Source organism: Leisingera sp. SA215, from assembly GCF_055902035.1.
Window position 1 is genome coordinate 29,023 of sequence record NZ_JBVVXU010000020.1, and the last position, 26,434, is coordinate 55,456.

The 26,434-nt window shown below is 65.0% G+C and carries 25 protein-coding genes; 11 read left to right on the forward strand and 14 right to left on the reverse strand.

The genetic code is table 11. The features are described 5' to 3' along the window. Positions 1-173: 173 nt before the first annotated feature. Genes AC0KW6_RS17550 through AC0KW6_RS17565 form a run of 4 tightly spaced genes read left to right on the forward strand, consistent with a single transcriptional unit; the run spans position 174 to position 4,898 of the window. Positions 174-833 carry an ABC transporter ATP-binding protein gene (locus AC0KW6_RS17550; protein WP_474035536.1) on the forward strand — a complete coding sequence of 220 codons (660 nt, stop codon included), beginning with the start codon at positions 174-176 and terminating at the stop codon, positions 831-833. Next, positions 811-2,532, forward strand: coding sequence for a KpsE/RkpR family capsule polysaccharide export protein (locus AC0KW6_RS17555; RefSeq protein WP_474035537.1), 1,722 nt, complete (start codon positions 811-813; stop codon positions 2,530-2,532). Before AC0KW6_RS17550 ends, AC0KW6_RS17555 begins: the two co-directional genes overlap by 23 nt. A gap of 15 nt (positions 2,533-2,547) precedes the next feature. Further along, complete coding sequence (gene kdsA / locus AC0KW6_RS17560; protein WP_474035538.1) at positions 2,548-3,381, forward strand: 3-deoxy-8-phosphooctulonate synthase; 834 nt, start codon at positions 2,548-2,550, stop codon at positions 3,379-3,381. A gap of 20 nt (positions 3,382-3,401) precedes the next feature. Beyond that, on the forward strand, positions 3,402-4,898 hold the full coding sequence (locus AC0KW6_RS17565; RefSeq protein ID WP_474035539.1) for a phosphomannomutase/phosphoglucomutase: 1,497 nt from the start codon (positions 3,402-3,404) through the stop codon (positions 4,896-4,898). Positions 4,899-5,108: 210 nt separating this feature from the next. Here AC0KW6_RS17565 and AC0KW6_RS17570 read toward each other — a convergent pair whose 3' ends face one another. Both AC0KW6_RS17570 and rimO read right to left on the reverse strand, forming a co-directional pair. Continuing rightward, positions 5,109-7,025 carry an AsmA family protein gene (locus AC0KW6_RS17570; RefSeq protein ID WP_474035540.1) on the reverse strand — a complete coding sequence of 639 codons (1,917 nt, stop codon included), beginning with the start codon at positions 7,023-7,025 and terminating at the stop codon, positions 5,109-5,111. A gap of 278 nt (positions 7,026-7,303) precedes the next feature. Then, complete coding sequence (gene rimO, locus AC0KW6_RS17575) at positions 7,304-8,707, reverse strand: 30S ribosomal protein S12 methylthiotransferase RimO (protein WP_323780515.1); 1,404 nt, start codon at positions 8,705-8,707, stop codon at positions 7,304-7,306. Between the two features lie 234 nt (positions 8,708-8,941). Here rimO and AC0KW6_RS17580 point away from each other — a divergent pair, with 234 nt between their 5' ends. Then, a complete protein-coding gene (locus AC0KW6_RS17580) occupies positions 8,942-9,196 on the forward strand; it encodes a CDGSH iron-sulfur domain-containing protein (RefSeq protein WP_474035541.1) in 255 nt (84 codons plus the stop codon). A 67-nt stretch (positions 9,197-9,263) separates the two neighbouring features. On the opposite strand, the gene AC0KW6_RS17585 is transcribed toward AC0KW6_RS17580, so the two are convergent. The 3 genes from AC0KW6_RS17585 to AC0KW6_RS17595 form a co-directional block, all read right to left on the reverse strand. Further along, complete coding sequence (locus AC0KW6_RS17585) at positions 9,264-9,527, reverse strand: DUF6455 family protein (protein WP_474035542.1); 264 nt, start codon at positions 9,525-9,527, stop codon at positions 9,264-9,266. A 94-nt stretch (positions 9,528-9,621) separates the two neighbouring features. After that, positions 9,622-10,008 carry a YigZ family protein gene (locus tag AC0KW6_RS17590; protein ID WP_323780523.1) on the reverse strand — a complete coding sequence of 129 codons (387 nt, stop codon included), beginning with the start codon at positions 10,006-10,008 and terminating at the stop codon, positions 9,622-9,624. 2 nt (positions 10,009-10,010) lie between these two features. Beyond that, entirely contained in the window at positions 10,011-10,724 is a 714-nt protein-coding gene (locus tag AC0KW6_RS17595; RefSeq protein WP_323780526.1) for a M48 family metalloprotease, read from the reverse strand. A gap of 149 nt (positions 10,725-10,873) precedes the next feature. Here AC0KW6_RS17595 and AC0KW6_RS17600 point away from each other — a divergent pair, with 149 nt between their 5' ends. Next, a complete protein-coding gene (locus AC0KW6_RS17600; protein ID WP_024089321.1) occupies positions 10,874-11,110 on the forward strand; it encodes a hypothetical protein in 237 nt (78 codons plus the stop codon). 2 nt (positions 11,111-11,112) lie between these two features. Here the strand turns inward: AC0KW6_RS17600 and AC0KW6_RS17605 are convergent, their stop codons facing one another. Further along, on the reverse strand, positions 11,113-11,394 hold the full coding sequence (locus AC0KW6_RS17605) for a DUF167 domain-containing protein (protein ID WP_474035543.1): 282 nt from the start codon (positions 11,392-11,394) through the stop codon (positions 11,113-11,115). Between the two features lie 187 nt (positions 11,395-11,581). Between AC0KW6_RS17605 and AC0KW6_RS17610 the strand changes: the two genes are divergently transcribed. Both AC0KW6_RS17610 and AC0KW6_RS17615 read left to right on the forward strand, forming a co-directional pair. Next, entirely contained in the window at positions 11,582-12,169 is a 588-nt protein-coding gene (locus AC0KW6_RS17610; RefSeq protein WP_474035544.1) for a nitroreductase family protein, read from the forward strand. After that, on the forward strand, positions 12,166-12,855 hold the full coding sequence (locus AC0KW6_RS17615; protein ID WP_323780537.1) for an EI24 domain-containing protein: 690 nt from the start codon (positions 12,166-12,168) through the stop codon (positions 12,853-12,855). Before AC0KW6_RS17610 ends, AC0KW6_RS17615 begins: the two co-directional genes overlap by 4 nt. A 272-nt stretch (positions 12,856-13,127) precedes the next feature. Here AC0KW6_RS17615 and AC0KW6_RS17620 read toward each other — a convergent pair whose 3' ends face one another. Continuing rightward, entirely contained in the window at positions 13,128-13,403 is a 276-nt protein-coding gene (locus AC0KW6_RS17620; RefSeq protein WP_024089317.1) for a DUF1467 family protein, read from the reverse strand. A gap of 56 nt (positions 13,404-13,459) precedes the next feature. Next, positions 13,460-13,864: a methylmalonyl-CoA epimerase gene (mce, locus tag AC0KW6_RS17625; protein ID WP_024089316.1), complete on the reverse strand. Its 405-nt coding sequence runs from the start codon at positions 13,862-13,864 to the stop codon at positions 13,460-13,462. A gap of 177 nt (positions 13,865-14,041) precedes the next feature. Between mce and AC0KW6_RS17630 the strand changes: the two genes are divergently transcribed. Together AC0KW6_RS17630 and AC0KW6_RS17635 are read left to right on the forward strand one after the other, a co-directional pair. Next, complete coding sequence (locus AC0KW6_RS17630; RefSeq protein WP_323780541.1) at positions 14,042-14,761, forward strand: response regulator; 720 nt, start codon at positions 14,042-14,044, stop codon at positions 14,759-14,761. A gap of 1 nt (position 14,762) precedes the next feature. Beyond that, on the forward strand, positions 14,763-14,909 hold the full coding sequence (locus AC0KW6_RS17635; RefSeq protein WP_323780543.1) for a hypothetical protein: 147 nt from the start codon (positions 14,763-14,765) through the stop codon (positions 14,907-14,909). 105 nt (positions 14,910-15,014) lie between these two features. Here AC0KW6_RS17635 and AC0KW6_RS17640 read toward each other — a convergent pair whose 3' ends face one another. The 5 genes from AC0KW6_RS17640 to AC0KW6_RS17660 all read right to left on the reverse strand — a co-directional run bounded on the left by AC0KW6_RS17640 (position 15,015) and on the right by AC0KW6_RS17660 (position 21,825). Next, on the reverse strand, positions 15,015-16,223 hold the full coding sequence (locus AC0KW6_RS17640) for a DUF1501 domain-containing protein (RefSeq protein ID WP_474035545.1): 1,209 nt from the start codon (positions 16,221-16,223) through the stop codon (positions 15,015-15,017). Positions 16,224-16,238: 15 nt separating this feature from the next. After that, on the reverse strand, positions 16,239-17,624 hold the full coding sequence (locus AC0KW6_RS17645) for a DUF1800 domain-containing protein (protein WP_323780549.1): 1,386 nt from the start codon (positions 17,622-17,624) through the stop codon (positions 16,239-16,241). Between the two features lie 213 nt (positions 17,625-17,837). Further along, a complete protein-coding gene (gene aspS, locus AC0KW6_RS17650; RefSeq protein ID WP_474035546.1) occupies positions 17,838-19,616 on the reverse strand; it encodes an aspartate--tRNA ligase in 1,779 nt (592 codons plus the stop codon). A gap of 407 nt (positions 19,617-20,023) precedes the next feature. Further along, positions 20,024-20,677, reverse strand: a complete 654-nt coding sequence (locus AC0KW6_RS17655) for an aminotransferase class IV family protein (RefSeq protein ID WP_474035547.1) — start codon at positions 20,675-20,677, stop codon at positions 20,024-20,026. After that, positions 20,620-21,825 carry an aminodeoxychorismate synthase component I gene (locus AC0KW6_RS17660; protein ID WP_474035548.1) on the reverse strand — a complete coding sequence of 402 codons (1,206 nt, stop codon included), beginning with the start codon at positions 21,823-21,825 and terminating at the stop codon, positions 20,620-20,622. Before AC0KW6_RS17660 ends, AC0KW6_RS17655 begins: the two co-directional genes overlap by 58 nt. Before the next feature lie 199 nt (positions 21,826-22,024). Between AC0KW6_RS17660 and carB the strand changes: the two genes are divergently transcribed. Then, positions 22,025-25,372 (forward strand): carbamoyl-phosphate synthase large subunit, encoded by a 3,348-nt coding sequence (carB, locus tag AC0KW6_RS17665; RefSeq protein ID WP_474035549.1) that lies wholly within the window; start codon positions 22,025-22,027, stop codon positions 25,370-25,372. Between the two features lie 277 nt (positions 25,373-25,649). Here carB and AC0KW6_RS17670 read toward each other — a convergent pair whose 3' ends face one another. Then, positions 25,650-26,360, reverse strand: coding sequence for a trypsin-like serine peptidase (locus tag AC0KW6_RS17670; protein WP_474035550.1), 711 nt, complete (start codon positions 26,358-26,360; stop codon positions 25,650-25,652). Between the last annotated feature and the right edge of the window lie 74 nt (positions 26,361-26,434).

A 26,434-nucleotide genomic window follows, 5' to 3' on the forward strand; every position in this document is an offset into this window, starting at 1 on the left:
ACTTCATTGATCAATTATGGTACAATTCGACATAATAAAGCCAAATTCGCGGCGTAGGCCATTAACACTCTTTTGATAACAAAGAGCCACGGGCGCCTGAGTACGCCGATGTGGAAACGAGGCAGACAGTCAGAGCCCGCAAGAAGGCCGCACGAGCAGCACCGGAACCAGCAATGCTTGAGTTTGAAAACGTCAGCAAGTCCTTCTGGACGGGAACCCAGCGCAAGGTGATCCTTGACCGCGTGTCGTTCCGCGTCGAGCCGGGCAAATCGCTGGGTGTGCTGGCTCCGAACGGCACCGGGAAAACGACGCTGATCAACATGATGGCCGGCCTGGAAAAACCGGATGAGGGCGAGATCCGCCGCAACTGCAAGATATCTTTTCCGCTGGGCTTCATGGGCGGGGTGATCAGCCGTCTTTCGGCAATGGAGAACTGCCGCTATATCGCCAAGCTTTACGGGCTGGATCCCGATTACGTGGAGGCCTATTGCCGCTGGCTGTGCGGCCTGGGGGAGTATTTCGACCAGCCGCTTGGCACCTATTCCTCGGGGATGCGGTCCCGGTTCAGCTTTTCGCTGATGCTGGCGCTGGATTTCGACATCTACCTGATCGATGAAGGCATGCCCAGCACCACGGATGTGGAGTTCAACCGCAAGGCCGGTGAAATCCTGCAGGAGCGGCTGGCGACAACCACAATCATCATCGTCTCCCACCAAGCCAAGACGCTGGAGAAATTTGCCCGTTCAGCTGCGGTCCTGCTGCAGGGCCAGTTGCACATATTTGACACTTTGGAAGAAGCGAAACAGCTCTATGACTACGAAACCGAGAGCTAAAAAGTTCCGCATCCGCCGCAGCCCCGCGGCCGCCGGCGCCGGCGCCGGGGATCAGCCGCAGGCGGCCGGCGCAGCTGCAAGCCCGGCCGGGCACCCCCGGCCCCAAACACCGGCTGCCGCCCGGCCCGCGGCACCTGCGGCGGCTGCGGCGGCGGCATCACCAGCCCCGGCAAGCCCGGAGGCAGCCCATCCGGCTGAACCGCAAACCCGCGCCGCGCCGCTGTCCGGCATGGTCAGCTCGGCCCGCGAGATCCAGCAGGAAACCGATATCGATGCAATCCGCCAGGAAGGGCTGACCGGCCGCCAATTGCGCCTGGCCCGCCGGATGGCGCAGAAACACAACCTTGCCGCCACTTCGGATTTTGAAGCCGTGCGGATGCTGCGCGAGCGCGGCATCGACCCGTTCAAGCGCACCAATATGCTGGAACTGGTGGTGCCGCAGAACAAGGCGCAGCCCGCAGGCACACCGCCTGCGCCGGGCACCGTCCAGCTGCCGCAGACGGTGCCCGCAGGCAAGACCAGCCTGCCCTCGACCGAGCTGAGCCCGGCAGAGCGGCGCACCCGTGAAATCCAGGAAATTCAGCGCGATATCGCCCGCCGCCGCCGCCGGAAACTGACCTTGCTGGCGGCCAGGCTGGCCTTTTTCGTGCTGCTGCCGACGCTGGCCGCGGGGTTTTATTTCTACTCGGTGGCGACGCCGATGTATTCCTCCAAATCCGAGTTCCTGGTGCTTAAGGCCGACAGTGCCGCCGGTGGCGTCGGCGGCCTGCTGTCGGGCACCCAGTTTGCCACCAGCCAGGATTCGATTGCGGTGCAAAGCTACCTGATGTCCAAGGAGGCGATGCTGCGGCTGGACCGCGAGGCCGGCTTCAAGGCACATTTCACCCAGGACTGGCTGGACCCGATCCAGCGGCTGGAAACCGCCCCGACAAACGAGCAGGCCTATGCCACCTACAGCCGCAATGTGAAGATCGGCTATGACCCGACCGAGGGCGTGGTGCGGATGGAAGTCTCTGCCGCCGATCCCGAAGCCGCCGCCGAATTTTCGCGCAAGCTGATTTCCTATGCCCAGGAGAAGGTGAACAACCTGTCGCAGCAAAAGCGCGCCGACCAGATGTCCGAGGCCGAAACCGCACTTGCCCAGGCCGAAACCCAGCGCCGCGCCGCGCAGGAGCAGCTGGTGGTGCTGCAGCAGCAGGGCTCGGTGCTGGACCCCGAAGGCGTCATCGTTTCGCTGCGCCAGCAGATCAGCACCTTTGAAATCCAGCTCGAGGAAAAGCGGCTGGAACTGGCCGCGCTGCAGGACAATGCCCGCCCGAACCGGGCCAAGGTGTCCGGCGCCGAAGCGGACATCCGGCGGCTGGAAGCGGTGATCGAAAACCTCAACAACCGGATGCTGGACGCCTCGGCCGGCGAAAACTCGCTTGCCAACCTGCGGATCCAGATCCAGATGGCCCAGGCCGACCTCGCGACCCGCGACCTGATGCTGCAATCGGCCTTGCAGCAAGTGGAAACCACCCGTCTGGAGGCCAACCGCCAGGTCCGCTATCTGACCACCGCGGTGGAGCCGGTGCCAAGCCAGGAACCCTCCTATCCGCGCAAGTTCGAGAATACCGTTTTGGCATTCCTGATCTTTTCCGGTATTTATCTGATGTGCTCGCTTACCGCATCGATCCTGCGGGAACAGGTCTCATCATAAAGCTATCGGAAGCTCATGAAAAACATCGACATCGCCGGCCTCACCCTCGGCAACGATTGTCCGCTGACAATTATTGCCGGCCCTTGCCAGCTGGAAACCGCAGACCACGCCCGGATGATTGCCGGGCAGCTGAAAGAAGCCTGTGAAAAGGCCGGCGCCCAGTTTGTGTTCAAAGCCTCCTATGACAAGGCCAACCGGACCTCCCTGTCGGGGGTGCGCGGGTTGGGGCTGGACGAAGGGCTGAAGGTCCTGGACACGATCCGCAGCGAATTCGGCGTGCCGGTGCTGACCGATGTCCACACCGAAGCGCAATGCGCGGCGGCGGCCGAAGCCGTTGATATCCTGCAGATCCCCGCTTTCCTGTGCCGCCAGACCGACATGCTGCTGGCGGCAGGCAACACCGGCAAGGCCGTCAACATCAAGAAGGGCCAGTTCCTGGCGCCCTGGGACATGGCCAATGTGGTGGCCAAGGTGGAAAGCACCGGCAACGAAAAGATCCTGCTGACCGAACGCGGCACCTCATTCGGATACAACACGCTGGTGGCCGACATGCGCGGCCTGCCGCAGATGGCCAAAGGCGGCTATCCGGTGGTGATGGATGCCACCCATTCGGTGCAGCAGCCCGGCGGCCAGGGCGGTTCCACCGGCGGCCAGCGCGAATTTGCGCCGCTGATGGCGCGCGCGGCGGTCTCGCTCGGCATCTCGGCGGTGTTCATCGAAACCCATCAGGATCCGGACAACGCGCCGTCGGACGGGCCGAACATGATCTATCTCGACCAGATGCCGAAGCTGATCGAAAGCCTTATGCGCTTTGACGCGCTGGCCAAGGCCGACCCTATTCGTATTTGACCCAGAAAGAGATTTCAGCAATGACCAAACCGCTGCCTGAGGCGACCCCGAACACCTGGAGCTTTCTGCGCGACGCGATGATCAAGCCGACGGGCTTTCGCGAATATGACGCGCGCTGGAAATACCCCGAGGAAATCAACCTGCCCGGCATGACCGCCCTTGGCCTTGGCCTCGGCACCCAGATCCGCAAGCGCGGCATCGAGCCGGTGATCGCGGTCGGCAACGATTACCGCGACTATTCGCTGGCGATCAAGAACGCGCTGATCCTGGGCCTGATGCAGGCGGGCATTCAGGTCAAGGACATCGGCCCGGCGCTGTCGCCGATGGCCTATTTCGCGCAATTCCACCTGGATGTGCCCGCGGTCGCCATGGTCACCGCCTCGCACAACCCGAACGGCTGGACCGGCGTCAAGATGGGCTTTGACCGGCCGCTGACCCACGGCCCGGACGAGATGGGCGAGCTGCGCGATATCGTGCTGAACGGCGAAGGCCGGCCCGCGCCCGGCGGCTCCTACGAATTCGTGGACGGCGTCAAGGAAGCCTACCTCGACGATCTGGTCGGCGATTTCAAAATGTCCCGGCCGCTGAAGGTGGTCTGCGCCACCGGCAATGGCACCGCCTCGGCCTTTGCGCCCGAGCTGTTCAAGCGCATGGGCGTCGAGGTGGTCGAAAGCCACAACCGGCTCGACTACACCTTCCCGCATTACAACCCCAACCCGGAAGCGATGGAGATGCTGCACGACATGGCCGCCAGCGTGAAGGCCTCGGGCGCCGACCTGGCGCTGGGGTTTGACGGCGACGGCGACCGCTGCGGCGTGGTCGATGACGAAGGCGAGGAGATCTTTGCCGACAAGGTGGGTGTGATCATGGCCCGCGACCTCAGCAAGATCTATCCGAACGCCACCTTTGTCGCGGATGTGAAATCCACCGGCCTGTTCGCCAGCGATCCCGAGCTGCAGAAGAACGGCGTCACTGCCGATTACTGGAAGACCGGCCACAGCCACATGAAGCGGCGGGTCAAGGAAATCGGCGCCCTGGCAGGGTTCGAGAAATCCGGCCACTACTTCCTGGCGGAGCCCATCGGCCGCGGCTACGACTGCGGCATGCGGGTGGCGGTTGAAGTCTGCAAGATGCTGGACCGCAACCCGGATCAGTCGATGTCCGATCTGCGCAAGGCACTGCCCAAGACCTGGTCAACCCCAACCATGTCGCCCTATTGCGCCGACACCGAGAAATACGACGTTCTGGAGCGGCTGGTGCAGAAGCTGGTGGCCAAGCATGAGGCAGGCGAACGCATTGCCGGCCGGGCGATCAAGGAAGTTGTCACCGTGAACGGCGCCCGGATGATCCTGGACAACGGCTCCTGGGGGCTGGTGCGGGCCTCGTCGAACACCCCCAACCTGGTGGTGGTCTGCGAAAGCTCGGACAGCGAAGACGAGATGCGGGCGATTTTCGCAGATATCGACGCGGTGATCCGCACCGAACCGCTGGTCGGCGACTACGACCAGACGATCTGATCTCCTGATCAAGAGGAATTTCGCCTGCTTCGCAGGCGATCCGCGCCCGCCTCCGGCGGGCGCTTTTCTTTTGGCTGAGAAGCGATGCAAGGGCAGGTCTGCCCTTGCATGCGCCAGTTCCATTGTAAGGCGCCTGCGGCCGCGTCAAGGACAGGCCGGGTTTGCCCGGGGCCTTGCGGCTCTCCTTGACCCGGCGTCCGGCTGGCGGGATCAGTCGCCGCCCAGGAGTTTCAGCAGCTGGTCGCGGGCCTCCTGTTCGATGCGCTGCTTCAGCACATCGTTGATGTCCTGTTCCGGAGCGATTTCCGTTTCCAGGTTCAGCTCCTCGCTCAGCTTCTGGCGCACCCGGTCCTTGGCCTCCTGCCCGACATCATCAATTCTGGTCTGCAGCGCCTGGCTCAGGTCCGGACGGATATCCGGATCTTCCCAAGGACCGGTGATCCGCACCGGGATGGTCAGCACCTGATCACTGCCTGCCCGCACCAACTGGGGAATAAACAGATAATCCAGATCCCGCGCGCCCAGTCCGATCCGGCCCTTGCCTTCGGCCCGGAACCCCTTGAGCAGAACCAGAAGGTCCTGGTTGCGCAGGTTGCCGCCTTCGAGTGTGTAGCTGGCTGTCAGCTGGTCGAACACGGTGCTGCCGCCATTGCCGCCCGAGCGCATCAGCTGCTCCAGATCGAAGCCGGTAAAGAAGCCTTTGCCCGCTTCCAGCCAGCCCTTGCCGCTGAGCGAGCGCATGATTGCGTCAATCGAATTTCCGGACCCGAGGAATTCCAGCTCCCCCAGCGCCGCGCCGTTCAGCCGGCTGTAGCCCGTGGTTTCCCCCAAGGCCCGCTCCAGCCTGATACCATCGAACGAAAGCGTGCCGGCCACCGACAGGCCATCGCGGTTGTTGGCCACCACCTGCCCCCGTATCTGGCCGCCGAACATGGATGCGGGCAGGAATTTCAGCACCGCGCGCCTGCGGTCGAGCGTCAGGTTCAGCGTGCTGGCGCCGAGATTCACACCGCCGGTTTTCAGGCTGTCAAAGGACAGATCCACGGCGGCATCGGCCAGCCCCAGCACCGAGGCATCAATTGCGTCCTTCGGCCAGCCGGATGCAGCGGCGCCGCTGCTCCCGGTACCGCCCGGCCCGCCGGAAAATGCGGAAAAATCCAATGCGCCGCCGCGCAGCTGCGCGGTGATCTCAGGCCGCGGCTTGAACACGGCATCCGCTGCGCCGGTCAGCCTGTTGCCGCCCAGTTCCACCGCCAGGTCGCGCATCGACAACCGCCCGTCGGCGGTATAGGTCACATCGGCCCCGAATACGGCCTTTTGCGCCAGGGCATCCGGCAGGAACAGCCCCAGCGCGACACCGGTCTGCAGCGCGTCATCAGCGCCAAAGGTCAGCCGCCCGCTGGCCTCGCCATTGATATCGGCATGGCCGTCAAAGCGTCCCTTGCCGCCCGGTGCGGTGACGGTTGCCCCGACCGAGGACACCTTCCCCGCCAGGAACGCCGCAAAGGTTCCGATTTCGGCATCCACCTCCACCGGCTCACCGGCCGGACGCAGGGTCGCCTTGGCATTCACGGTTCCATCCGGGTCCGGCCACAGCAGGCTGAGGTCGATACTTTTCATCTCCACCGGCGCTTCGCCATACGCGGCATAGCGCAGTGAGGCCCCGGTCAGCTCCACCGCCTCAATCCTGAGCGGCAGCGCGCCGCTGCCCCCGGCAGAGGCGCCGCCTTGCCCGGCTGCGGGAGTGCCAAAGACCCAGTTGCCAGTGCCGTCCTCGCGGGTGGCCAGGTTCAGATGCGGCAGAATCGCCGAGATTTCCGTGACCCGCACGTCGCCCTGCAACAGCTCTGCCGCCGCCACCCCGATGGTCAGCCGCTCGGCCCGCAGCATCGGCGCAGGGCCCGCCCAGTCCGCATTGGACAGCGTCACCGCATCCGCCTTGACCCCCAGTGTCGGCCAAAAGGTGAACCGCACCTTGCCGCCGAACTCCAGTTTGCGCCCGGTCTGGGATTCCAGCTGATCGGCGGCCAGACGCGCGATTTTCTCGCCCGGCAGCAGCAGCAGCAGCGCCGCCAGTGCCACAACCGCCAGCACCAGTGCCGTCACGACCCGGATTATCAGCTTCATCGGCCCATTCCTCATGTCTTGCCCCCTTGTTCCGCCAAGGGGCTTTTCCCCAGCTTACCGCTTGGGGGACAGGGTGCAAAGCAGGATACACCGCCCGGCATCAAAGCTTTGCGTGCTTCGGGAGGGATTTACCGCAGCCGGCACCGCTGACGCAGGTATTGCTGGGATACAAGCCAGCCCCGGGAACCCCGCGGCTGGACAGAGAGAGTGCCGGGCTTCCAGATCAGCTGCGGCCACTCATCTGTCGTTCTTGCGAATTACGTTCCGGTGAAGCCTGTTCAGCGCAGCGCGCCCCAGAGGTCGTATTCCCCGGCCTCGTCCACGTCGACTGTCACCAGATCCCCCGCCTGCAACCCGCCCGTGCCCTCATCAATGAACAGGTTGCCGTCGATCTCCGGTGCGTCAGCCTTGGTGCGGCAGGTGGCGATGCCATCTTCGTCGATCTCGTCCACGATCACTTGGCAAGTCTGGCCGACCTTGGCCGCCAGCTTGGCCTCGGAGATCGCCTGGGCCTTCTCCATGAACCGCTCCCAGCGCTCCTGCTTAACCTGTTCCGGCACATGGTCCGGCAGATCGTTCGACCGGGCACCGTCAACGTTTTCGTATTTGAAGCAGCCAACGCGGTCCAGCTGCGCCTCGTCCATCCAGTCCAGCAAATGCTGGAACTCACCCTCGGTCTCGCCGGGGAAGCCGACAATGAAGGTGGAGCGCAGGGTGATATCCGGACAGGTGGCGCGCCAGGCGCGGATTTCGTCCAGCGTCTTGGCCGCCGCCGCCGGACGGGCCATGCGGCGCAGCACATCCGGGTGAGCGTGCTGGAACGGGATGTCCAGATAGGGCAGCAGCGCGTTGTCCGGGTCCGCCATCAGCGGGATCAGGTCGCGCACATAGGGGTAGGGGTAGACATAGTGCAGCCGCACCCACAGCTCATCCGCCGGGGCCAGCTTGCCCAGCTCGCGGGAGAGGTCCAGAATGTGGCTGCGCACGTCAGCGCCCTTCCAGGGGTGGGGCGAATATTTGCGGTCCAACCCATAGGCGGAGGTGTCCTGGCTGATCACCAGCAGCTCGCGCACCCCGGCCTCAACCAGCTTTTCCGCCTCACGCAGCACCGCGTGAACCGGGCGGGACGCCAGTTTGCCGCGCATGTCCGGAATGATGCAGAACTTGCACTTGTGGTTGCAGCCCTCAGAGATCTTCAGATAGCTGAAATGCCGCGGGGTCAGCTTGACGCCCGCCGCAGGCAGCAGGTCGACATAAGGGTTCGGGCTGGGCGGCACTGCGGAATGCACCGCATCCAGCACCTGCTCGTACTGATGCGGGCCGGTGACCGCATGGATACGCGGGTGATGCTCGCGGATATAGTCGGGCTCGGCGCCCAGGCAGCCGGTGACGATCACCTTGCCGTTTTCCTTCAGCGCCTCGCCGATCGCTTCCAGGCTTTCCGCCTTGGCACTGTCGAGAAAGCCGCAGGTGTTGACGATCACCGCATCGGCGCCCGCGTAGTCGGGCGAAATGCCATAGCCTTCGGCGCGCAGCCGGGTCAGGATGCGCTCGCTGTCCACCAGCGCCTTGGGGCAGCCGAGCGAAACCATGCCAAGGGTCGGCTGGTCCTTGCGCGGCGCTTCACCGAACTGCGGGCGGGGGGCGAGGTCGGGGCGGAGGTCTGGCGGATTGCTGGTCATTCGCGCGCGTATATCAGGAATGCGGCAGGAGGCAAGAAAAACGGAGGGTGCCCTGCCTGCGCGCACCGGGAACCGGGCACCGCCCGATCCCCCGTGGAAAGGCGTTTCACGCCCGGCCAGAGCCAGTCGCCGCGCGTGCCTTGCCGCGGGGTTGTGACCATCTGCCCCTCCCCTCGCGCCAAATCCCTGCTACGCTCTGGCCAAACCGCCACCAGCCAAGGAGCCCCCCCAGCCATGCCAACTGACAGCACAGCAGCACCGGAAATAGCCCAGAAAGCCCCCTTCCCGGTCGAGGTGAGTGAAGGAAAGACCTATTTCTGGTGCGCCTGCGGCAAGTCCAGCAAGCAGCCGTTCTGCGATGGTTCGCATAAGGGGACGGCGTTTACGCCGGTCAAATACACCGCGGAGAAGGACGGCAAGCTGTTCTTCTGCGGCTGCAAGCACTCAGGCAAAAAGCCCTTGTGCGACGGCAGCCACGCCAAACTGTAGCAGACCATCCAGCCCGCCATGCCTGCCAAGCCCGCCGGGCTGGCAGGCCGCGCTGCGGCCTAAGGCATCAGGCCTGCTGTTCGTTCAAATAGCCAAGCAGATCGCGGTTGCGGCAGAAATCGGGCGCCTCGGCACCGGGGCGCACTCCGCCGGCCAGCCACTTGCGGCAAGCCCCGGCACCGCCGCAGCGGCTGCAGCGCAGCACCGCCTCGGCAATTTCGTCAAAGCGCAGGGTGCCGGCAACCGCCTCTTCCTCCAGATCCAGCCCGACGGCGCCGGCCATCCGGTCAAACAGTTCGGCGTGCTTTTTCAGATCGGCATGGGTGGTCATCGCGCGGCTCCCCGGAATCCTTCATTTCCGGTACAGCTTAGCGGCAGCGCGCAGGCGCTGGTTTGATGCAGGTCAAACGGGACTGTGTTCAGCCTCAATTCCCGCCCAGATGGCCGAGATACGCCCGCACCGCATCCTGCACCCGGCGGAACCGGTCGCCGCCCAGTTTCTTACCGCCATACCAGCGGGTGACGATGATCACATGGTCCGTCAGGCCCTCGCGCTCGATCATCCGCAGGATCACCATGCCCGCGCCGCTCTCGCCGTCATCAGCCTTGAGCCCGCCTGCGGGCAGCATCGCGGCCCAGGTGTTATGGGTGGCCTTGGCATAGGCGCGGTCGGTCTTCAGCTCAGCCAGCACCGCGTCGACCTCCGCGCGCGAGGTGACCCGCGCGCCGGTCACCGCATAGCGCGAGCCGCGGTCGCTCAGCACCACGCCCAGCCTGTCCAGCACGGGCGCAGCCTGGTCCTTGGCGGCCATGCTCAGTTCAGCCCGTGGCGGTCGATGGTGGCCTGCACCACCCGCACCCGGTCCGGATTGGCGGGGTGGGTGCCCAGGAAACGGTCGCCCGGATCCGGCAGCCGGTTGAAAAAGCGCACGCCGATGCTGGGCCGGTAGCCGGACTGATGGGTGATGATGGTGCCCAGTTCATCCGCCTCCAGCTCGAAATCCTTGGAATAGGTGCGCGCGCCGACATAGCCGCCCACATCCTGTGCGGTGGACACAGTTGCCGCGCTGCCGCCCGCAAGGGCTGTGATCAGCCCGGCGCCGACGCTGACCAGCGCCGAGTTCTGCGCCTGCCGCGCCAGATGGCCGCGGATATGGTGCGCCGCCTCATGCGACATCACAAAGGCCAGCTCATCCTGATTGGCGATCTGCCCCAGCATCCGCTGCGTAAAGGTGATCACCGGCCGCCCCGAGCGGTCAAGGCTTTGGTAGGCATTGGGCGCTGCATTGGGATTCGGATCGATGCGGATCAGGAAATCGCAGTTCAGCCCCTGGGTCCGGCTGCGGCACGCCCGTTCAGCCACCGGCTCCACCCGCCGGCTCACCGAGGCAAAGGCGGTGCGCGCCTCCCCCGGTGCCATCCCCTGCACCCGCGGTGTCTGGGCAGCCGGCACAGAGCGCGGTGCAGGTTCAATCGCCACATCACAGGCGCTGACGGCCAGGGCAAGCAGACACAGAAAACGGCGCATGGCGGATCCTTTTGCGGTTCGCCTGCACTTTATCGCGCAAGGCCGGCGGAAGGCAATCGCCCGGCAGCGGAACCCTGCCGCCCGAATCCTGTGATAGCCCGTGATTGCAAGGCCTTGCCAGCGGCCGGACAGCAGTGCAGGCTGGCCTTATGTTTACCATCGAACACGAATTCGACTCGACGGTCATAACCCTGGTGGATGAGGACGGCCCGCCGCTCATCGAGGATGTGACCATCAATTCCTTTGCCGAGTGCGTCACCGTCGAGCAATACGACGCGCGCACCGACAGTGTGCAGAAAATCACCCTCTCGCACCTGCAGGTGCGGGATCTGGCCGCCGCGCTTGATCTGCCCGAGGGCGTCTACCGGCTGGTCGGCGAAGACTAGCCTCAGGCCGGTCCGGTATAGACGAACACCTTGCTGCGCGAGGCCGCGCCGCGGCGCAAATTCAGATTGGAAGCCGCAGTGCCCATTGCCGCGGCAAGCAGGCTGCGGACGGCCTCGTTGGCCTTGCCGTTTTCCGGCGCCGCGGTGACCGAAACCTTCAGCGCCCCCTCTGCCGGCACAATCGCATTGCGCGCCGCCTTGGGGGTGGCCCGCACTGCGATCTCCATCCCCGGCACACATAAATGGCCCAGGTCCGGCAGGTTTTTCTTCTTTGGCTTTCCCATGGCACCAGACATGCCCTGTGCAGCTCGCAAAGACCATAGGCCTTGCCGCTCTCGCTCCGGCAACAGCCCCCAGCCCCGCCGCCTGCTGCCTTTGCAGCACAAGTGCGGCACGCAGGGCCCGTTGGCCCTTGAAAATTCCCGCCAGCTTGCCGAAATAGGCAGCAAAAGATGTAAAAAGGTTTCACATATGCCCGCACGCCCCGCACGCAATGACGCCGCCCTCGACTTCCTGCTGTCGCGCCGCTCGCGCCCGGCCAAGACGCTGGTGGCGCCCGCGCCCTCGCGCGAGGAGCTGCTGCCGATCCTGACCGCCGCGGCCCGCACGCCGGATCATGGCAAGCTGGAGCCCTGGCGCTTCATCGTGGTGGAGAAACCCGCGATGACCCGCCTGGCCGCCCTGACCCAGGCGGCAGGCGCGCGACTCGGCAAAAGCCCCGAAGACATCGCCAAGGGCCGCAGCCAGTTCGACCAGGGCCAGCTTGCGGTGGTGGTGGTCGAGGTGCAGAAGGACAGCCCCAAGATCCCTGCCTTGGAACAGACATATTCCGCAGGCGCCGTCTGCCTCGGCCTGCTGAACGCTGCCCTGGCCTCGGGCTGGGGCGCCAACTGGCTCACCGGCTGGGCAAGCCATGACCGCGGTTTCTGCCAGGCGGCCTTTGATCTGGCCGAAAACGAGCGCATCGCCGGCATTGTTCACATCGCCACCGAAAGCACCGCCCCGCCCGAGCGCCCGCGCCCGGACCTGGATGCCATCACCACCTGGGTAAGCGAATGATCTTCAACGCCTTTTTCAAGACCCTCGGCCAGACCGGCGACCCGCGATTCCGCAAGGTGCTGTTTCTTGGCGTCGGCTTGACCATTGCCCTGCTGATTGCCGCCTATGCAGGCTTTCTGATGCTGATCCAGTGGCTGGTCGGCCCCGAAGCCACTCTGCCGCTACTGGGCGAGGTCACCTGGCTTGATGACCTTTTGTCGATCGGCTCGCTGTTCTTCATGCTGGTGCTGTCGGTGTTCCTGATGGTGCCGGTGGCCTCCGCCATCACCTCCTTGTTTCTCGAGGAGGTCGCCCAGGCGGTGGAGGACAAGCACTATCCGGCCCTGCCCCCGGCAGCCAAAGTGCCGTTCTGGGATGCGGTCAAGGACACGGTGAACTTCCTTGGCCTGCTTATTGCCGCCAACATCCTGGCGCTGTTCCTCTATGTGCTGTTCCCGCCTGCGGCACTGTTCATTTTCTGGGGTCTCAACGGGTTTCTCCTGGGCCGGGAATATTTCACCCTCGCCGCCGCCCGCCGCATCGGCACGGCCGAGGCCAAGAAGCTGCGGCGCAAACATGCCACCACCATCTGGGCCGCCGGCACGCTGATGGCGATGCCGCTGTCAGTGCCGCTGGTGAACCTGGTGATCCCGATCCTGGGTGCCGCCACTTTCACCCATATCTACCACGCGCTGTCCCGCAGATAAGGCACTCCCCTCCCCGCTGCAGCCGTGGCGCGGCTGCGGCGGGTTGAGAAATGGCAAGCGCGTCTTGAGACGCAGCCCTGCCTCTTGGGCGCGTCTCAGCCAAAACACTTCCTACAGTCTATTTTTTTTCACGTGGCGGTACACAACCAGCTCCGGCCCGGGCTGGCCGCCGCCGCGCGCCCGCGCGGCGCCATGCCCAACGGGCCCGGATGCAGGTCCTGCATCCAAGCCGGGCGGGAGCCGTTTTTGCAGACCATCAAAATGCCCGCGGCTCACTCCTGCGCAGGCAGCATCCCCATCCAGTCGAAATCACGCACGCTGATCAATTCGGACAGGATGATTCCGGCAACAAGTGCCCAGATCACCGCTGCCGCACCGGTGGTGATCCAGGCTTTTTGCTTCAGAAAATGCTTCTCCGGCGCCCCCGCATGGGTGCCCGGCACCACATCGCCCCGGTCGCCCTGAGTTTCCAGCCGGATCGGGATGATCACCAGAAAGGTCAAGAACCAGATCACCGCATAAAGCACGATCGCTGATGTAACACCCATGGCTCCGCCTTCCCGAAATTGCCCCGCCCCGCAGCCGGGACAGGGTGCTCATACCGTCAAACTTCTTCGAGTTCCACCAGGCAGCCGTTGAAATCCTTGGGATGCAGGAACAGCACCGGCTTGCCATGGGCGCCGGTCTTCGGCTCGCCCGTGCCCAGCACCCGCGCGCCCTCGGCCTGCAGGTGATCGCGCGCCGCCAGGATGTCCTCCACCTCATAGCAGACATGGTGAATGCCGCCCGCCGGGTTCTTCTCGAGGAAGCCGTTGATCGGTGAGTTTTCCCCCAAGGGATACAGCAGTTCGATCTTGGTGTTGGGCAACTCGATAAACACCACAGTGACACCGTGGTCGGGCTCATCCTGCGGTTCTCCGACCTTGGCACCCAGCGCATTGCGGTACTGGGCGGATGCGGCCTCCAGATCGGGGACGGCAATGGCAACATGGTTCAAACGGCCAATCATCTCTGTTGTGCTCCTCTCACAAAGATTTCCTCCGCTCCGGTTATGCGGCGGATGCTGCGCCGCGGCAAGTGCGCCAATCCGCACGGCGGCCTGCCGCGGCAGCTGAGCCCGCGCCGTTAACCAGTAATTAGCCTCGAATCCCTAGCGTCGGAGCCTATCCCGCAAGGAGGATATGTTATGGACGATTCGGAATTGTTTGCTGCCGCTCAGCGCCTGCCCGTCAGCCGGCGCCCGCTGCTGGGGCTGACCATCCTGGTGGTGGAGGACAGCCGCTTTGCCTGCGAGGCGCTGCGCCTTCTGTGCCTGCGCAGCGGTGCCCGCATCCGCCGCGCCGACTGCTTGAAATCTGCCCGGCGGCATTTGCAGGTCTACCGCCCCTCGGTGCTGATTGCCGATGTCGGCCTGCCGGATGGCTCCGGCCTCGATCTGATCGGCGAACTGGCAGAGGCCAGCCCGCGTCCCAGCGTGATTCTGGCCACCTCGGGCGATTCAACGCTTGAACAGGCCGCGCTCGACGCCGGGGCCGGCGGCTTTCTGGAAAAACCGATCACCTCGCTTGCGGCTTTCCAGGAAAGAATTCTGTCAAACCTGCCGCCCGACCGCCAATTGTCCGGCCCGCGCGCCTTGTATGACGAAACGGTGGAACCCGATTTTCTAGCCTACCGCGATGACATGGCCCATGCCGCCGATGTGCTGAACATAAATCCGGAAGATAAAACCCTGGCTTATCTGGCGCAGTTTCTGGGCGGCGTAGCCCGCAGTGCCGGCGACGGCCCGCTGGCCGAGGCCGCCGACCGCCTGGCCCTCTCCCGGCGCAAGGGCAAACCGCTGACCCAGGATACCGCAACCCTGGCCGGCCTGGTGCAGGAGCGGCTGGAACGCCGCGCGGCGATCTGAAATGATCGAAGCCTGTCTTATCGCCCTCGCCACGCTCGTCATCGTGCTGTACGGCCAAACCCGTCTGGAGGCCCGCGCCATCCGCCGCAACCGCAGCCGCAGCCACCAGGACGGCCGCGCGTTAATCCTCTCCTCACGCAATCCATAGGCCGCCCTGCTAGGACACGATGGCCAGCAGCTTCAAGCGCGGTGCCGGGCCCAACGGCTCAGACCGTTCCCTGAACGGGAAGAGCGGGCGGGAGATCCGCCGCTCTTACAAAAGCAGACCGGGGTCCTCTGCCATCGCCAGCCCCGGAAACACCGTTGTTTCCAGATCGGTTTTCCGGGCCCCCGCCATCCCATGCATCAGCCAGGCAAGATGCTGCCGCACATCCGCGGTCGGCATCAGATCCCGGCGGTCATAAAGATCAGCCTCCGCCAGCCCCGGCCAGCGCCCCAGCACCCTGCCGCCGCGGATCGACCCGCCTGCCAGCAGCATCGCACCGCCGGTGCCATGATCGGTGCCGCCAGTGCCGTTTTCGCGCACCGTGCGCCCGAATTCGGTCACAGCCGCCACCGCCGTCTTGCCCCAGATCCCGTCCCCCAGGCCGCTGCGCAGCTTCAGGACCGTCTCCGACAGCCGCCCCAGCGCGGATTTCAGGCCGTTTGCCTGGCGGTAATGCGTATCCCAGCCATTGATCGAAAACGCCGCGATCCTGGTATCGCCGCGCAGCTGCTGCGCGGCATAGGCGGCAATCTCGGTATGCGCTCTCCCCCTCGGCGCGGCCTGCATCATGCCGCTGTCCCCGCCGCCGGCCTCTTCGGACCCCAACGACAGGTCCTGCCGGGTCAGCTCCAGCGCCTCATTCAAGGCCTTGTGGAACAGCGGATCCTCTTCCATCAGCAGCCCCGCCAGCCGCTCGGCCTGCGGGCTCATGGCCAGCCCCGCCCCCGGGGCCCAATGGGAGACCGGCGCCGCCCCGTCCAGCAGCAGCATCCGCTCCTGGCCGATCGCAAAGGCGGTGCGCGCCTCCACGCCGGGCATCTGCTGCAGCAACCGGTTCAGCCAGCCGTCCCTTGCGTCCCCCAATGCCGCGGTGCCCGCTTCCAGAATGTCCTGGCCGTCAAAATGGCTGCGCCGGTCGCGGTAGGGGGTGGACACCGCCTGCACAAACCCCAATTCGCCTGCGCGCCACAACGGCAGCAACGGCGCCAGGCCCGGATGCAGGGCGTAAAAGCCATCAAGGTCGGCCGCCCCGGCCTGCGGTCCGCCCGACAGGGTCTGCCGCAATCCGGCCAAAGCGGGGTCGCCGTAAGGCTGCACTGCATCCAGCGCATCCATGCCGCCGCGCAGGATGATCACCACCAGCCGCGTGTCCCAGGGGGCCGCGGCAAAGCTGACCGGCGTGACCAGCGGGCTGGCCGCCAGAGAACAGCCCAGCATGGCAGAACGGGTCAGAAAGGATCGGCGTGTCAGGTGCATGGTGCAGGCCTCCTGTTAGCGGCGCTGAAAGGCAGGAGAGGTCAGGATCAGCCCGACCGCCTCTGACTGGGTTTCGGCGGCGCGGGCCGCAAACCGGACCCGTTCGCTGGCATACCGGCCCAGCGCCGCAGTGGCAAAGCCGCGCGGATCCGGCAGCGGCTGCGCCAGCTGCCGCGGCGCAGCCATCGCCCAGCGCAGGCGCGCGGCCAGGGCTTGCGGCGTGATCCAGGACATATCCTCTTCCGGCCAGCCGTCCGGCCCGCCGGAAAACTCCCAGCGCTGCCCCATTGGCGTCAGCGGCGCCAGCAGCAGCCGGTTCAGCTGCCCTGGCTTCAAGGCGGAAAACCGCGACTCGGGCACCGCCAGCGCCCTGCAGGCAGAGGCCACATAGTCAAACGGCGGTTTTACATTGGCCAGAACCGGCTGCCAGGCCGCGGGGTGTTCCAGCAGGGCGGCATAGACCTGCATCAGGTCGCCGCCGCTGTCCTGATAATGCGCCGCCAGATGCGACACCAGACCGGGGTCGGGCTGGTCAGAGGTGAAATGCACCGCAAGCTTCCTGGCGATATGCTGCGCGGTGGCAGGGTGGCGCGCCAGGTCGCGCAACGCCGCCAGCACCTGGCCCAGCTCCGGCTTACCGCCGCCATAGGTCTGCCCCAGCACGGTTTCAGCCCCCGGCTCGGCCATTCCGGGGCGGAACACAAACCCCTTGTCCTGCGAGGCGCTCAGGCCGGTGAACAGCTCGGCCAATTGCCGCACATCCGCCTGGCCATACGGCCCGTCGACGCCCAGCGTGTGCAGTTCCAGCACTTCGCGGGCCAGGTTTTCATTCAGCCCGCTCAGGCGCTTGCGCCGCTGCGCTGCCCGGCTGCCCGGCCCGGCCGAGCGGTTCTGGTCCAGGTAGTGCAGCATCAAGGGGCTGGTGGCAGCGGCAATCAGCATATCCTCGAAACGCCCCCCCACATGCGGCCGGATCACCGTTTCGGCATAGGGCGCTGCCAGAATGCGCAATGCAGCGTTTTTCCCTTGCGCGGTAAAGTGATCGGCCCAGAACAGCACCAGCCGTTCACGGAAGGCATCGCGGGTAAAGACATGTCGCAGCAGCCTTTGGCCATGCCACCTGAAGCGCGCCGCATTATGGGCCCGGCGGTACGCCTTAAAGGTTTTATCCGCGGCCTCATACCCTGGCTGGCCTTCCTGCCGCTTGCGGTCCCGTCTCAGCCGCTGGAACTCCCTGGCGCGGGCAGAGGCTTCGTCAAATCCGCTGACCGGAAATCTGAGCGCCATCTCATCGGCGTCCTGCAGACGGCCGAGCATGGCCTCAGCCGAAACCGGAGGCCGCACCTGCGGCGACAGCCCTGCCCCAAAGCGGATCTCCGCCAAATCTCCGTCAAACTGCATCGCCCTGTTCTCCCTGAACGGACTGGCTTCGCCGCAGGTTAGAGCATCAGCGCCCGGGCCCACAGCTGATTTTCAAGTGATACGCAGATCTCCGCGCGTTCCGTCGCCTGATCTGCAGATTTGCGGAGCTGCAGCCCTGCAAAAATTCCGCCTTTGCCCCACGACAAAGGCCCGGACAGTCGCCCGGGCCTTCTTTCAGCATCAAAATGCGGATTACTGATCCTGCGGAATCACCCGCAGTCCCAGTTCCATCAGCTGTTCGCTCATCGGCTCGGACGGGGCCGACATCATCAGGTCTTCGGCGCGCTGGTTCATCGGGAACATGATGACCTCGCGGATGTTGGCCTCATCCGCCAGCAGCATCACCATGCGGTCGATGCCGGCCGCACAGCCGCCGTGCGGCGGGGCGCCGTACTGGAACGCGTTGACCATGCCGCCGAACCGCTTTTCGACTTCGTCCTTGCCATAGCCGGCGATCTCAAACGCCTTGAACATGATCTCCGGCTTGTGGTTCCGGATCGCGCCCGAAACCAGCTCGTAACCGTTGCAGGCCAGGTCGTACTGATAGCCCTTCACCGACAGCGGATCGCTCAACAGCGCGTCCATGCCGCCCTGCGGCATCGAGAACGGGTTGTGCTCGAAATCGATCTTGCCGGTTTCCTCATCCTTCTCGTAGATCGGGAAGTCGACGATCCAGGCAAAGGCAAAGCGGTCCTTGTCGGTGAGGCCCAGCTCTTCGCCGATCACGGTGCGGGCGCGGCCTGCAACGCTTTCAAATGTTTTTGGTTTGCCGCCGAGGAAGAAGGCCGCATCGCCGACACCCAGACCCAGCTGCTGGCGGATCGCCTCGGTGCGCTCGGGGCCGATGTTCTTGGCCAGCGGGCCTGCGGCTTCCATGCCCTGTCCCTGGTCGCGCCAGAAGATATAGCCCATGCCCGGCAGGCCTTCTCCTTGCGCAAACTTGTTCATCCGGTCGCAGAACTTGCGGCTGCCTCCGGTGGGCGCCGGGATCGCCCGGATTTCGGTGCCTTCGTTTTCCAGCAGGCTGGCAAAGATGGCAAAGCCGGAGCCGCGGAAATGCTCGGAACAATCCTGCATCTTGATCGGGTTGCGCAGGTCGGGCTTGTCGGTGCCGTACCATTTGGCGGCATCTTTATAGGAGATCTGCGGCCATTCGCTGTCGACCTTGCGGCCACCGCCGAACTCCTCGAACACGCCCTGCATCACCGGCTGGATGGTGTCGAACACATCCTGCTGGGTGACAAAAGACATCTCCAGGTCGAGCTGGTAGAAATCGGTGGGCGAGCGGTCGGCGCGCGGGTCCTCGTCGCGGAAGCAGGGCGCGATCTGGAAATACTTGTCAAAGCCCGACACCATCATCAGCTGCTTGAACTGCTGCGGCGCCTGCGGCAGCGCGTAGAACTTGCCCGGGTGCAGACGCGACGGCACCAGGAAGTCGCGCGCGCCTTCCGGGCTGGAGGCGGTGATGATCGGGGTCTGGTATTCGTTGAAGCCCTTGTCCCACATGCGCTTGCGGATCGACTGGATCATGTTGGAGCGCAGCAGCATATTCTTCTGCATCTTCTCGCGGCGCAGGTCCAGGTAGCGGTAGCGCAGGCGGGTTTCCTCCGGGTATTCCTGCTCGCCGAACACCATCAGCGGCAGTTCCTCGGATTTGCCCAGCACCTCGATGTCGCGGATGAATACCTCGATCTCGCCGGTGGGGATCTTGCTGTTGATCAGGCTCTCGTCGCGCGCCTTTACGTTGCCGTCGATACGGATGCACCATTCGCTGCGGACCTTTTCGATCTCGGCAAAGACCGGGCTGTCCGGATCGGCCATCACCTGGGTCACGCCGTAGTGGTCGCGCAGGTCGATGAACAGCAACCCGCCGTGGTCGCGCACGCGGTGGACCCAGCCCGACAGGCGGACGGTGTCACCGACATTGGATTTGTTCAGTTCGGCGCAGGTGTGGCTGCGATAGGCGTGCATGGCGGGACCTTTCGTGTCTCGGGTCGTCTGTCCGGGTGGACCGTCATTCGGGAGATGCGCCGGAGCGGCGCTTAAATTCGTCCGGGGTGGTACACAAGTTTGCAGCGTGGTTGTCAAGCAAACTGGCCAATTTCACCGCCCGCGGGCCGCCATTTGCGCAGGCTGCGCCCTATGCGCAGAGGCTCCCGCCCCGTCCGCGTCCCGCCGCTGACGCGGCCGGGCGGCAAGCGTTGGGCCCTGCGCCGCGCCTGCAGCGCGGCGCAGGCGGCGTCCCGACGCCGCCGCAGCGCGCCAAGGGCGCGCTGCCGGGCCCAAGGGCAAGCGCCGTCTGGCGCCAGCCAGCGGGCGTTTGCGCGCGGGAGCGCCGCCTGTCAGTTCCAGTGTCAGATCCATTGCCGGACCTGTCGTCAGACCAGCCGGGCCGGGATCAGCCCGCGCAGGGAATTGCCCATATGGATGGCCCGCGCCGCCTGCAGGTCTTGCAGGCCAAGAACCGCCTCGCGGCACTCCCCCCGCTCCAGCAGCACCTGACGCAAGATGCCCGGCAGCAGGCCGGAGCTGAGCGGCGGCGTGACCACCTGCCCATCCGCGCGGGTGACAAACAGATTGGTAATGGTGCCTTCGCAGACATCGCCGCGCTGGTTCAGAAACAGCAGCTCATCCACGCCGCCGGGCAGATTGGCCCGCGCCGCATCATACAGGATCCGGCGGGTGGTCTTGTGCTGCAGCCAGACATCCGCCGCATCCAGCCTTGTTTCAGCGATGCCCAGCCGCCATTCCGCAGGGCTGCTGCCCAGCGGCGGCGCCGTCAGCTCCAGCTGCCCGCCCGCCTCCAAAGCGAGGCGGCAGCGCAGCGGCCTGTCGCCGCCAGCCTCCGCCAGGACATGCCGCGCCTGCGCCGGATCAAAGGGGATGCCAAACGCCGCAGCGCTGCGCGCCATCCGGGCCAGATGCTGCTCCAGATGCCGGAACCCCTCTCCCGGATGCCAGCCCAGCGTCTCGATCAGGCGGAAAGCGGGATCGTTCCGGATGGCGTCACGCGGGCGAACCGGGCTTTCCATAGCGCTTCCTCATACTCAGACTCCGCGGTGCTGTCCCAGACCACGCCGCCGCCCACGTTAAGCGTCGCGCGGCCCTCTTCCAGCATCAGCGTGCGGATCGCCACGTTGAATTCCGACGTGCCGTCCGGCGCTGCCCAGCCGATGGTGCCGCAATAGATATCACGCGCCCAGGGTTCCAGATCGTTGAGGATCTCCATCGCCCGGATCTTCGGCGCGCCGGTGATCGAGCCGCAAGGAAACAGCGCCGCAAAAATCTCTGCCAGCCCGGCGTCAGGCCGCAGCTTTGCCCGCACCATCGAGACCATCTGATGCACGGTGGCATAGCTTTCGACCGCAAACAGTTCCGGCACCTGCACCGACCCGGTCTCCGCCACGCGGGAGATGTCGTTGCGCAGAAGATCCACGATCATCAGGTTTTCGGCGCGGTTCTTTTCATCCTGGCGCAGGAAGTCGCGGCGGCGGGCGTCCTCGGCCGGATCATCGCTGCGCGGCTGGGTGCCCTTCATCGGCCGGGTCTCGATCACGCCCGCCGCATCGGTGCGGAAGAACAGTTCCGGCGAGCGCGACAAAAGATCCGGCAGACCGTCCTGTTCGACAAGGACACCGTGGCCCACCGCTTGTCTGGCCTGCAGTGCGGCGTATAGCTCCCCGGCAGTGCCAAAGGCCTCTGCATCAATCGGAAAGGTCAGGTTGGCCTGATAGATATCGCCCTTGCCAATGTTGCGGTTCACCTCGGCAAAGGCTTCGGCGTAGCGTTCATAACTCCACCTCGGAGTGATGTGTTCCAGCCCCGCATCGCCCGGCGGCACGCCGGGCAGCGCCCGTCCGCCCCCCCGGGCGGGCGCTGCGCTTTCCGCCCGCGGACGGGCACTGCCCTCGGTGGCATTTATGGATGGATCGTCATAGACCCCGAAACAGATCAGCGGCAGCCGCCGCCCCGCTGGCATCCGGCCCGCCAGCTTCACCTCCAGCGCATAGCCCAGTTCATAAGAAGCATAGCCCGCCAGCCAATGCCCGTCCGCGCGTGCCGTATCCAAGGCGGCCAGCGCAGCGGGCACCTCTTCCGGCCCGTCCGCGCGGATCAGGCGCAGCGGCTGGTCGAAACATGTGCCGGCCCCCTTGGGCCCCTGATCAAAGCGAATCCGCACTGGAATTGACTCCGTGAACGTCTGCCCCCCACATATATCCGTTCGCTATGCGAACAAAAGGGGTGGATGCGGCATTTCCAAATCCGTTTCCGATCCCCCTTGAACCTTTCGGCGCGGTCCCTATAACGCAGGACAATTTGGGCACTCGCCGGTGCCCCCGATTCAAAGCTGCCCGCGCGTCAACCAAAGGAATATGGCCATGCCCAAAAGAACCGACATCCAGTCGATTATGATCATCGGAGCCGGTCCGATCGTCATCGGGCAGGCCTGCGAGTTTGATTACTCCGGCGCCCAGGCCTGCAAAGCCCTGCGCGAAGAGGGCTACCGGGTCATCCTGGTGAACTCCAACCCGGCCACCATCATGACCGATCCGGGCCTGGCCGACGCCACCTATATCGAGCCGATCACCCCGGAAGTGGTCGCCAAGATCATCGAGAAAGAACGCCCCGACGCGCTGCTGCCGACGATGGGCGGGCAGACCGGGCTCAACACCTCGCTGGCGCTGGAAGAAATGGGCGTGCTCGAGAAATTCGGTGTCGAAATGATCGGCGCCACCCGCGATGCCATTGAAATGGCTGAAGACCGCAAACTGTTCCGCGAAGCAATGGACCGCCTCGGCATCGAAAACCCGCGCGCCACCATCGTCACCGCACCCAAGCTGGAGGACGGCAAAGCGGACCTGGACGAAGGTGTCCGCATCGCACTGGACGCGCTGGAAGACATCGGCCTGCCCGCAATCATCCGCCCCGCCTTTACCATGGGCGGCACCGGCGGCGGCGTCGCCTACAACCGCGAAGACTACATCCACTTCTGCCGCACCGGCATGGACGCGTCCCCGGTGAACCAGATCCTGGTCGACGAAAGCCTGCTGGGCTGGAAAGAGTTCGAAATGGAAGTGGTCCGCGACAAGGCGGACAATGCGATCATCGTCTGCTCGATTGAAAACATCGACCCGATGGGCGTCCACACCGGCGATTCGATCACCGTGGCCCCGGCGCTGACGCTGACCGACAAAGAATATCAGATCATGCGCACCCATTCGATCAACGTGCTGCGCGAGATCGGCGTGGAAACCGGCGGCTCCAACGTGCAATGGGCAGTGAACCCCGCCGACGGCCGCATGGTGGTGATCGAAATGAATCCGCGGGTCAGCCGCTCCTCTGCGCTGGCTTCCAAGGCCACCGGCTTCCCGATTGCCAAGATCGCCGCCAAGCTGGCGGTTGGCTACACGCTGGACGAGCTGGACAATGACATCACCAAGGTGACTCCGGCGTCGTTCGAGCCGAGCATCGACTATGTCGTGACAAAAATTCCGAAATTCGCCTTTGAAAAATTCCCCGGCTCGGAACCCTACCTCACCACCGCGATGAAATCGGTGGGCGAGGCGATGGCCATCGGCCGCACCATCCATGAATCGCTGCAAAAGGCGCTGGCGTCGATGGAATCCGGCCTCACCGGCTTTGACGAGGTGGAGATCCCCGGCGCCCCCGACAAGGCGGCGGTGTTCAAGGCGATCAGCCTGCAGACCCCGGACCGGATGCGCACCATCGCCCAGGCCATGCGCCACGGGCTGAGCGACGATGAAATCCACGGCGTCACCAAATTCGATCCCTGGTTCCTGGCCCGCATCCGCGAAATCGTCGCGGCCGAAGAGGAGGTCCGCGGCAGCGGCCTGCCGGCGGACGAAAAAGGCCTGCGCGCGCTCAAGATGCTGGGCTTCACCGATGCCCGCCTGGCCAAGCTGACCGGCCGGACAGAGGCAGACGTCCGCAAGGCCCGCCACGCGGCCGGCGTCAACGCCGTGTTCAAGCGGATCGACACCTGCGCCGCCGAATTCGAGGCGCAGACGCCCTACATGTACTCGACCTATGAAGCGCCGGCCTTTGGCGAAGCGGAATGCGAGGCGCGCCCCTCCGACCGCAAGAAGGTGGTCATCCTCGGCGGCGGCCCGAACCGGATCGGCCAGGGCATCGAGTTCGACTACTGCTGCTGCCACGCCTGCTTTGCGCTGACCGACGCGGGCTTCGAGACCATCATGATCAACTGCAACCCGGAAACCGTGTCGACCGACTATGACACCTCGGACCGGCTGTATTTCGAACCGCTGACCTTCGAGCACGTGATGGAAATCCTGCGGGTTGAGCAGGACAACGGCACCCTGCACGGCGTCATCGTGCAGTTCGGCGGCCAGACCCCGCTGAAACTGGCAAACGCGCTGGAAGAGGAAGGCATCCCGATCCTCGGCACCTCGCCCGACGCCATCGACCTGGCCGAAGACCGCGAGCGGTTCCAGGCGCTGGTCAACAACCTGGGCCTCAAGCAGCCGAAGAACGGCATCGCCTCCACCGACGAGCAAGCGCTTGCCATCGCTGAGGAAATCGGCTTCCCCCTGGTGATCCGCCCGTCTTATGTGCTGGGCGGCCGGGCGATGGAAATCGTCCGCGACATGGACCAGCTCAGGCGCTACATCGCCGAGGCGGTGGTGGTCTCCGGCGACAGCCCGGTGCTCTTGGACAGCTACCTCTCCGGCGCGGTTGAACTGGATGTGGACGCGATCTGCGACGGCAAGGACGTGCATGTGGCGGGCATCATGCAGCACATCGAAGAGGCCGGCGTGCACTCGGGCGACAGTGCCTGCAGCCTGCCGCCCTACTCGCTCGGCAAGCCGGTGATCGACCAGATCAAGGAACAGACCTTCGCGCTGGCCAAGGCGCTGAATGTGGTTGGCCTGATGAACATCCAGTTTGCGATCAAACCCAATGACGCCGGCGAAGAGGAGATTTACCTGATCGAGGTGAACCCGCGCGCCTCGCGCACCGTGCCGTTTGTGGCCAAGGCCACCGACAGCGCCATTGCCTCGATCTCGGCCCGGGTGATGGCCGGGGAGCCGCTGTCGAACTTCCCGATGCGCGCGCCGTATCAGCCCGATGCAGGCTATGACGTCAACACCCCGATGGCCGACCCGATGACCCTGGCGGATCCGGACATGCCCTGGTTCTCGGTCAAAGAAGCCGTTCTGCCGTTTGCCCGCTTCCCCGGCGTCGACACCATCCTCGGCCCGGAAATGCGCTCCACCGGCGAAGTCATGGGCTGGGACCGTTCCTTTGCCCGCGCCTTCCTCAAGGCCCAGATGGGCGCCGGCATGGTGCTGCCGTCCCAAGGCCGCGCCTTTATCTCGATCAAGGATGCCGACAAGGGCCGTCTGATGCTGGAAGCGGCACAGATCCTGGTGGAGCAAGGCTTTACCCTGGTGGCCACCCGCGGCACCCAGATCTGGCTGGAAGGTCAGGGCGTGGCCTGCGAGCTGGTGAACAAGGTCTATGAGGGCCGTCCGCATGTGGTGGACATGCTGAAGGACGGCGGCGTCCAGCTGCTGATGAACACCACCGAAGGCGCCCAGGCGGTCGAGGACAGCAAGGAAATGCGCTCTGTCGCGCTTTATGACAAGATCCCCTATTTCACCACCGCGGCCGGCGCCAATGCGGCTGCACGGGCGATCAAGGCCCAGGCCGAAGGGGATGTCGAGGTGAAGAGCTTGCAGGGCTGACGCCCGGCGCCGGCTCTCTTCAGCACAGCCTTTGCAGCCTCGTATTCTGACGGCTGTGCTCACAAAAGCCCCGGCAACGCCCGGGGCTTTTCCTTGTCCGCCGCAATCCGCAGCCGTGGCCGAAATCTATCAATGCATCCTAGCCAAACTGGCCGATAGCGGGGCGCCCGAGGCCGGCGGCTAGCCTGCCGCACATGGAAACAGCCCCGGAACCGAACGGGGCTGTTTCAGTTGATGCCGCCCGCCGGGCGCTGGGGCTGTTGCGCGGCTCCCGTGGTCACCCCGCCTGCCGGATCAGCGTTTGCAGTGTGTGGCCCAGCGGGGCGGCCAGCGATACGCCTTTGCCGCCCATCCGCGCTTTCGACGAGATCACCGACACCAGCCGCGGCGCGCCGCCAGGGCGTGTCTGCAGCACCGGCGATCCGGACGCCCCGAGATCGACCCTGCAGGTGGTGATCAAGGAGTTCTGCCGCGCCACCAGCACCTGGCATGCGGTCTGCAGCCTGGGCGATCTTTCATGGCTGCGGGAATATGACATCACATCCACCCGCGCGCCCCGCTCCGGGGTTGCGGCCAGGGCCAGCGGACGGATCACATCAGGGCTGATCGGGCTGGCCAGGCGCAGCACAGCAATGTCTGTGACGGTTTGAAACTGGCCGGTCCGGCCGTGGCGGTAGCCGGGGTGAACAACCGCCTTGGCCACCGTGCGCGACGCCTTGGCCCGGACGCCGTTGAGGCCGGCTTCAAATTTGATGCTGCGCGGATTGACCGCCTGGCCGTTGCGGGTGTCATACATGCAATGGGCCGCCGTCAGCACCATATCCGGTGCGATCAGGCTGGCCGTGCACATGGCTTTGCCGCCGATATTCAGGCGGCCTACCGCCTCCCATCCCGGCACAGATTGCACCGGCGCCGGTTGCCCGGCCGCAGCCTCTCCAGTGCTGAAACCCATTAAAACCGCGGCGGCAATTCCCAGAAATCGTCTCATAACCCACTCCATGTTCCCACACCGCCATCGTCGGTGAGCCCTGGGGCTGGAATGCGGCTTGCTGCGGTGCCGCG